Source organism: Methanospirillum sp., from assembly GCF_035560735.1.
In the GTDB taxonomy this organism is placed as follows: Archaea; Halobacteriota; Methanomicrobia; order Methanomicrobiales; family Methanospirillaceae; genus Methanospirillum.
The window spans coordinates 1-7391 of the sequence record NZ_DATMYY010000303.1; the positions used below are offsets into that span (position 1 = coordinate 1).

Consider the following 7391-nt stretch of genomic DNA (forward strand, 5'->3'; position numbering starts at 1 on the left):
CCATTACAGTGAAGGTTGAATGATATGGATGAGAAAGAGATAGAATCGATCTTTAAAAAGGAAGGAATTAGCACCGAAATTCCCTGTAGCAAAGCATTTGAACTATCTGATACGTATGGGGTGACAAAGAAGGAAATTTCCATCTATTGCAGGGATCATTCAATTAAGATTCGTGGCTGCCAACTAGGCTGTTTCCCATGACCCGTTTTTTATCAGTAATTTCAGTAGGCGAAGCCAAAAAGGTCATAAGAGGGATCTCTCCTTCACCACATGAAGAGATCATACCTTTATCAGATGCCGGGGGGAGAGTACTTTTCAGTGATGCCAAATCTGATGTTGAAATTCCAGGATTTGATCGTTCAACGGTTGATGGATATGCCATTTTCGCTTCTGATACGACTGGTGCCAGTGAATCAATCCCATCAATGCTCACTCTATCCGGCAGAATTGCTATGGGTGAAGACAGAAGAATATCCCTTAAACGTGGTTCATGTATGTATATTCCTACTGGCGGTGTCCTTCCGACAGGGGCAGACGCAGTCGTTATGATCGAATATTGTGAAGAATTAGGAGATCAGATACTTGTACACAGACCGGTAGCAGTTGGGGAAAATAAAATATCCAAAGGTGAAGATTTCGGATCAGATCGTCCTGCAGTAAAAGCAGGAACGAAAATCTCATCACGGGTTTTAGGTGTGCTTGCTGCTTGTGGGTGGAATAATGTACCAGTCTCAACCCGGCCACGAATTGGTATTATTTCAACAGGAAATGAGTTGGTTCCAGTTAATGAAAAACCTACGGGAGGAGAGATCCGTGATATCAATACATGGCTTTGCAGTGGTTTTGTGTCAGAGGAAGGCTGTATTCCGATAGTGTACGGAATTATCTCTGATGATCATAATTCTTTAAATCAGGCCCTTGATGAGGCTTTGAATTCATGTGATGCAGTGCTGATATCAGGGGGAAGTTCTAAAGGGGAGCGTGATATGTGTGCTGAAATCATAGCTTCCAAAGGAGAAGTTTTGGTTCACGGAATAGCCATCTCACCGGGAAAACCAACAATAATAGGGACTGCTATGGGAAAGCCGATTATCGGACTTCCAGGTCACCCGGCATCAGCGTATATTATCCTTCTTGTTCTTGTACGCGAACTGCTTAAAGGAATGACGGGAATTACATCCTCTCAAAAATGTGTCCATGCTCCTTTGATGATCCCAATTAAATCTGTTCAGGGGAGAGAGGATTATGTAAGGGGAATTTTTGATGGAAGATATATTCTGCCATTATTGGGAAAATCAGGACTTACAAATACTCTTCTTCAGAGCGATGGAGTTATCAGAATACCCGGACCTGTAGAAGGATATGAAGCAGGCGAGATAGTTGAGGTTATTACATGGTAAAAGATAAAGAGGGAGCAACCCGGTATCTCACCCTCACATCATTAGATCAGGCATTGAAAATTCTCCATGACCGGTTTGCATGCATTCCCCGCACTGTAAAGATTCCAGTTCAGAACTCATCAGAAAAAATAACATCAGAGGCAGTTTTTTCCCCGTTATCAGTCCCCGCTGCTCATCTGTCTGCAATGGATGGAATTGCAGTACGAAGTCAGGATACCGTAGGAGCTACGGATCAAAAACCGGTTCTCCTCACTCATTTTGTTCGGGTCAATACGGGAAATGTTATTCCAGACAGTTTTGACGCTGTCGTTATGATTGAGGATGTGATTGAACAGGATGGATCATTTCTGATATATTCAGCAGCTCACCCATGGCAACATATCAGACCTATTGGTGAAGATATTGCTGAAACAGAGATGATCATTCCTCTCCTCACACAGATTCGATCAGTTGATATCAGTGCCATGATCAGCTATGGGATTACAGAAGTCTCGGTCCTGGATCTCAAAGTCGCACTGATCCCAACAGGAAGTGAGGTAATCCCTGTTGGAACAAAACCACTTCCAGGTCAGGTAATTGAGAGTAATATGTATATGGCAGCGGCTATGCTGTCTAAATCCGGGGTTTCAATAACCCATTATCCAATCGTCCAGGATGACCTCAATAAAATCACAACTGCAGTGAACGAAGCCATCCAAGGCCATGATGTTGTCATCATATCAGCAGGATCATCCAAAGGGACCAAGGATTATACAGCCCAGGTTATTGAAACTCTGGGAGAAGTGATTATTCATGGTGTTGCAATTAAACCTGCAAAGCCGGTTATCCTGGGAAAAATTGCAGAGAAGCCGGTGATTGGTATGCCGGGATACCCGATTGCCTGTCATACCATTCTTCGTGAAATAATACAGCCTCTTTTGAGTTGGTATGGATTTGTCACACCAGAACAACATACCGTCCCGATCCGGCTGACAAGTGCATTACAATCTTCAATTGGAACTGATGAATTTGTTCTTGCAACAGTCGGAAAAATAAAAGAAGAATGGGTTGCCTCTCCTCTCTCTCGTGGTGCAGGAGTCCAGATGAGCATGGTCAGAGCGAATGCTTATGTAAAAATTCCTTCTGATCAAGAGGGTTTAGAAACAGGTGAAAAGACAACTGCTTACCTGACAGTACCAACTTCAGTTGCAGAACAGGTTGTCCTCATTACCGGCAGCCACGATCCGGTCATAGATCATCTTGCCAATCTTATGCGAAAGTCAGGAATTCAGATCGCTTCTTCTCATGTTGGAAGCATGGGTGGGTTTTTGACGTTAAAGAGGGGTTACTGCCACCTGGCACCCATGCATTTACTCTCTGAAGATGGAGAATACAACATACCGTATCTGCAGAAGTATTTTCCTGGTGAAGAATTGGTTCTGATATGTGTGGCCGAACGTGTTCAGGGAATGGTATCCAGGGAATCACTTGGCTTTGAGGCTGTTACTACCCATCGGTTTATAAACCGGCAACGGGGTTCAGGAACCCGGATGCTTCTCGATCATCTCATGAAAGAGAAAAGTATCACATCAGATCAGATAGACGGGTACGACCAGGAAGCAACCACTCATCTAGGTGTCTGTCTTGCTGTCAGAAGTGGTGATGCCGATCTCGGGATGGCAGTTCATAGTGCTGCACGTGCATTCTCTCTTCCCTTTGTTCCCGTCGGGGTTGAACGCTATGAACTGGTAACTACCAAAAATCTGTTTGAGAGCGATCCCCGTATCAGAGCGATAGTTGACATCATAAAAACTCAGGAGTTCAAAGCCATACTCACCCAACTGGGTGGATACGAAATAGATAAAACCGGAGTCATACGATACAGTAATTAAGAAAAACAGTGATGACAGAAGGCTGGTGATATCTATCAGACAACACCAGTACTGGCCATCATTTTTATATTAACCAAGCAAAATGCAATAGTATAAAGCAGTCGTTCCATGGATCAGTTCTCTTTGTGCCCAGGTAGATCCCGGACCAGAGATTTTTAGAGCGCTTTTCTCACGCTATCTCCCTGAAAATTAACTACCATTGCCTCCCTAATTATTACAGAGTTATTATCGATGACGTTTACTCAGATCACTACCACGTGCCCGTATTGCAGTACCGGCTGTTCTTTAAATCTCATGGTAGAGGATGGGAAAGTTATCGGAACTGCTCCGTACTATCGTTCACCGGTAAATGAGGGGCGTCTTTGCCAGAAGGGAACGTATTGTCATCAATTTATTTCCAACCCTGACCGGTTAAAAAAACCTCTCTTAAGAAAGGGAGATATTTTTTATGAGACTGACTGGGATGCCGCGTTAAATTTTATCGCTAAAAAATTGTCTTCATATAAACCAGAGGAACTGGCGCTACTCACATCTGCACGTTGTTCTAATGAAGACAATTATCTCGCGATGAAGTTTGCCAGGGGAGTTTTAAAAACCCGCCATATCGATCACTGTGCTCGTCTCTGTCATTCTGCAACGATGGTTGGTCTCTTCCTTGCATTTGGATGCAATGCTATGACCAACTCAATTCCGGATATTAGTGAATCTGATTGTATTCTCTGTCTTGGCAGTAATACTCTGGAGCAGCATCCACTCGTTGGAAGACAGATCATCAAAGCACGTTCACGAGGAGCTCATGTAATTACTGCAGATCCTCGATTCACCCCGACTGCTGTACAGTCTGATCTGTTTATCCAATTTTACAGTGGCTCTGATGTTCTTCTCCTCAATAGTATCATGGGGGAGATCATCAGAAACAATTGGCATGATGGATCATTCATAGTTGAACGAACAAATCACTTTGAAGCCGTTAAAAAAGTCGTCCTGCAGAGAAGATATAATCCGGAAATTGCAGGAGACCTTTGTGGTGTTTCTCCTGATCTCATAAGAAAAACAGCAGAATGGATTGGTAAGGCAGATAAGTGCACCATTTTATATGCGATGGGTATTACTCAGCAGACAACCGGTATTGATAATGTAAAGTCTATTGCCAACCTGATGATGCTCACCGGAAATATCGGTCGTCCTGGAACCGGGGTCAATGCACTTCGTGGCCAGAATAATGTACAGGGAGCGTGTGATGTCGGATGTCTCCCTAATTTATTTCCAGGGTACAAACCGGTTACTGACGGGACTGCACACAGGAAACTTTCAAAATTGTGGGGATTTCCTGACGGGATCTGTGAGCCTCATGAAGGGTATGATATCAATATCATGTTTGAACATCTTCGTTCATCATCTCCCGATATCAAGGCCATGTATCTTATCGGGGAAAATCCCGTCGTCTCTGAACCGAATCCTGCAATAATAATAGATGGATTAAAAAAATTAGACTTCCTTGTCGTTCAGGATATTTTCTTTACTGAAACCTGTCAATATGCTGATGTTGTTCTTCCGGCTGCCTGCTTCGCAGAGAAGGATGGAACACAGACAAATACCGAACGAAGGGTTCAACGGATCAGAAAAGCCGTTGAACCTCCAGGCGAGTCAAAATCTGATTATGAGATAATTACCGCCCTGGCCAGTAAAATGGGGTATGGTGAACAGTTCAATTACACCTATGTAAAAGATATCTTTGAGGAGATGTGCTCTGTAATTCCCCAATATCAGGGGATGACCTGGGATAAGATTGACAAACCTGGCGGCGTATGCTGGCCTTGTGAAGAGCCTGATCAGCCAGGAACTCCGATTTTATATTCAGAGCACTTTGCACACCCTGATGGAAAAGGTGTATTCTATCCTGTGGAATGGAAAGAACCTTCAGATCTTCCGGATAAAAATTTCCCGTTCAGACTTACCACTGGAAGGCTCATCTGGCATATGCAATCAGGAACCATGACCCGGAGATGCAAAAATCTTAATGATGAAGTTCATGAAGGATATTTAGAGATAAATCCAGAGGATGCCAAAAGACTAAAAATCCGAAATGAAGACCTCATTAAAGTGTCATTTAGAAAGGGTTCTCTGGTCTGCAAAGCACGGGTAATTCAGGATATTAAAGTCGGGACAGCATTTATCCCTCTTCATTTTATCGAGCGGGTAGCAGCAAACCTGGCTTTGAATTCTTCTGAACCGTTACCATATATCTCAGAATATAAAGTGGCAGCAATCTCAATCAAAAAGTTTCAGGTAGAAAAGAGATGATCCGTAAAGGAGAGATATTCTATGCCTGGTCCACAGATTCGGAGCTGAGGGATAAAGGGAGTTCTGGTGGATTTGTTTCAGGTTTACTGACCCATCTTCTTTCTACCGGCATTGTCGACGCCGTTTCGGTCACAAAAAAAGGTGCTGACATTTACGATGCATCTATGGTTATCCTAACCGATCCAACAGAAATTGCTCAGTGCTCTGGATCACTCTATTGTGGAACTCTATCTTCTGCAAAATATCTCTATAGGTATACCCAGAGTAATCCGGGTCAGCGTATCGCAGCAGTTGTAAAGGGGTGTGAAGCAAAGGCCATCATAGAACTGGCTAAACGAAACAGGGTAAACCTGAACGACATTCTCCTCATCGGTTTAACCTGTAGCGGAACAATAAACCCAATCACTGCTCGAAAAATGATAGTTGACAGATATGAAATTGATCCAGATACTGTCGAAAATATATATTTTTCACAAGGTAAGTGTCAGGTTGAAACATCAGATACAATTTTTTCACTCCCGATAGAGGACCTTGAACAAGATGGTTATGGACGGAGATTATGCTGTCAACGCTGTCAGACAAGAATACCCAGGCAATGCGATCTTGTTTGTGGAGATTGGGGAGTAATCGGGGAGTACTCGGGAAATACTACGTGCATTGAGGTTTGTAGTAAAAAAGGAGCAATCACTCTTGAGTCAGCCATCAATGATCATGCTATCGTAGTGGAGGCAGCTGACCCTCAAGGGGTAGAAATGAGATCCCGTGTGGAAGAGGCAATGCAGATGCTCAGTCTGGAAAATGGAAAAGAACAATTTTCTAAAATTCCACCTGGTGATCAACTATTGAAGAGCATGATGCTTGACATGTCCAGATGCATCAAGTGCTATCAGTGCACTGAAGCTTGTCCGCTCTGTGTGTGTGAAGATTGCAGAACCAAAAAACCCTGGCTCGTCAAACCAGGACAGGTTCCCCCGCCATTTATGTTTCATCTCATCAGGGCCTCGCATATTGCTGACTCCTGCATTAATTGTGGACAATGTGAAGAGCGGTGCCCAATGGAGATCCCAAACTCACTATATATGCATGCACTTCAGTCAGAACTGGAACAAATGTTTGGGTACAAGGCCGGTGAACTTCCCGGGACGCCGGTAGTGGCCAAAGTAAATGAATGGGAAGAGTGGGAACACAACTACGGGAATACTTTTGAAAAGGTAATAGAAGTATTTCGGGATCAGGGCGAATACTGAGATAAATCCTGATTCTCCATTTTTGTCGGAAAGCCACAAACTTCCAGAATTTCTTCCTGTGTTACCTGGTAATTCCAGTTTTTTCGGGAGAAGAGGTCTGAAAGATAACATACAGATAGAGGAATTGGCAGTCCGTATATCTTTGCATAACTGACTGGTGGAATTTCATGTGCTGAAAAATTCCTGATCGTTCCCCTGTCGATAATTACTCCAACAGAATTGAGAATTTTTGCAGCATGGTTAAAGGAATGATCCCAGGCTAGAGTCATACACAGGTCTGCGACAGGGGATCCAAATTTGGTATTTGGGTAGAAAGGGGCACGAGCATAGCAGAGTTTTCCACATTCCTGACAGTAATACCGGTGAACCCTCACACTGATATTCCTTCTCTCCCCATTTTCAATAACTGTTGCAAACCTTTTAATCCTGATATCGTGGAACTTAACCTGTCCTTTACAATAATGGCAATGATTGATGAGTGTAAACTCCATCATGTCAATACCAGATAGGGCTGTTATGATGACACTTGAAAGAAGAGACGGAATCTTGATTACTTTCACTGCAGTACC

General features: G+C 43.4%; 6 protein-coding genes. 5 read left to right on the top strand and 1 reads right to left on the bottom strand.

Annotation, left to right across the window (positions count from 1 at the left end; translation table 11 throughout):
* Positions 1–24 precede the first annotated feature (24 nt).
* The 5 genes from VN429_RS08745 to VN429_RS08765 all read left to right on the top strand — a co-directional run bounded on the left by VN429_RS08745 (position 25) and on the right by VN429_RS08765 (position 6822).
* The gene (locus VN429_RS08745) at positions 25–201 is read left to right on the top strand and encodes a hypothetical protein (RefSeq protein WP_325632235.1); all 177 of its coding nucleotides are present in this window, start codon (positions 25–27) and stop codon (positions 199–201) included.
* A complete protein-coding gene (locus tag VN429_RS08750) occupies positions 198–1400 on the top strand; it encodes a molybdopterin molybdotransferase MoeA (RefSeq protein ID WP_325632238.1) in 1203 nt (400 codons plus the stop codon). The genes VN429_RS08745 and VN429_RS08750 overlap by 4 nt, the downstream gene beginning before the upstream one ends.
* Positions 1394–3271 (top strand): molybdopterin biosynthesis protein, encoded by a 1878-nt coding sequence (locus VN429_RS08755; protein WP_325632241.1) that lies wholly within the window; start codon positions 1394–1396, stop codon positions 3269–3271. Before VN429_RS08750 ends, VN429_RS08755 begins: the two co-directional genes overlap by 7 nt.
* Before the next feature lie 231 nt (positions 3272–3502).
* Positions 3503–5575 carry a formate dehydrogenase subunit alpha gene (gene fdhF, locus VN429_RS08760; RefSeq protein WP_325632243.1) on the top strand — a complete coding sequence of 691 codons (2073 nt, stop codon included), beginning with the start codon at positions 3503–3505 and terminating at the stop codon, positions 5573–5575.
* On the top strand, positions 5572–6822 hold the full coding sequence (locus VN429_RS08765) for a Coenzyme F420 hydrogenase/dehydrogenase, beta subunit C-terminal domain (RefSeq protein WP_325632245.1): 1251 nt from the start codon (positions 5572–5574) through the stop codon (positions 6820–6822). The genes fdhF and VN429_RS08765 overlap by 4 nt, the downstream gene beginning before the upstream one ends.
* On the opposite strand, the gene VN429_RS08770 is transcribed toward VN429_RS08765, so the two are convergent.
* A partial coding sequence (locus VN429_RS08770) for a hypothetical protein (RefSeq protein ID WP_325632247.1) occupies positions 6807–7391 on the bottom strand: 585 nt, incomplete at its 5' end. The genes VN429_RS08765 and VN429_RS08770 overlap by 16 nt on opposite strands.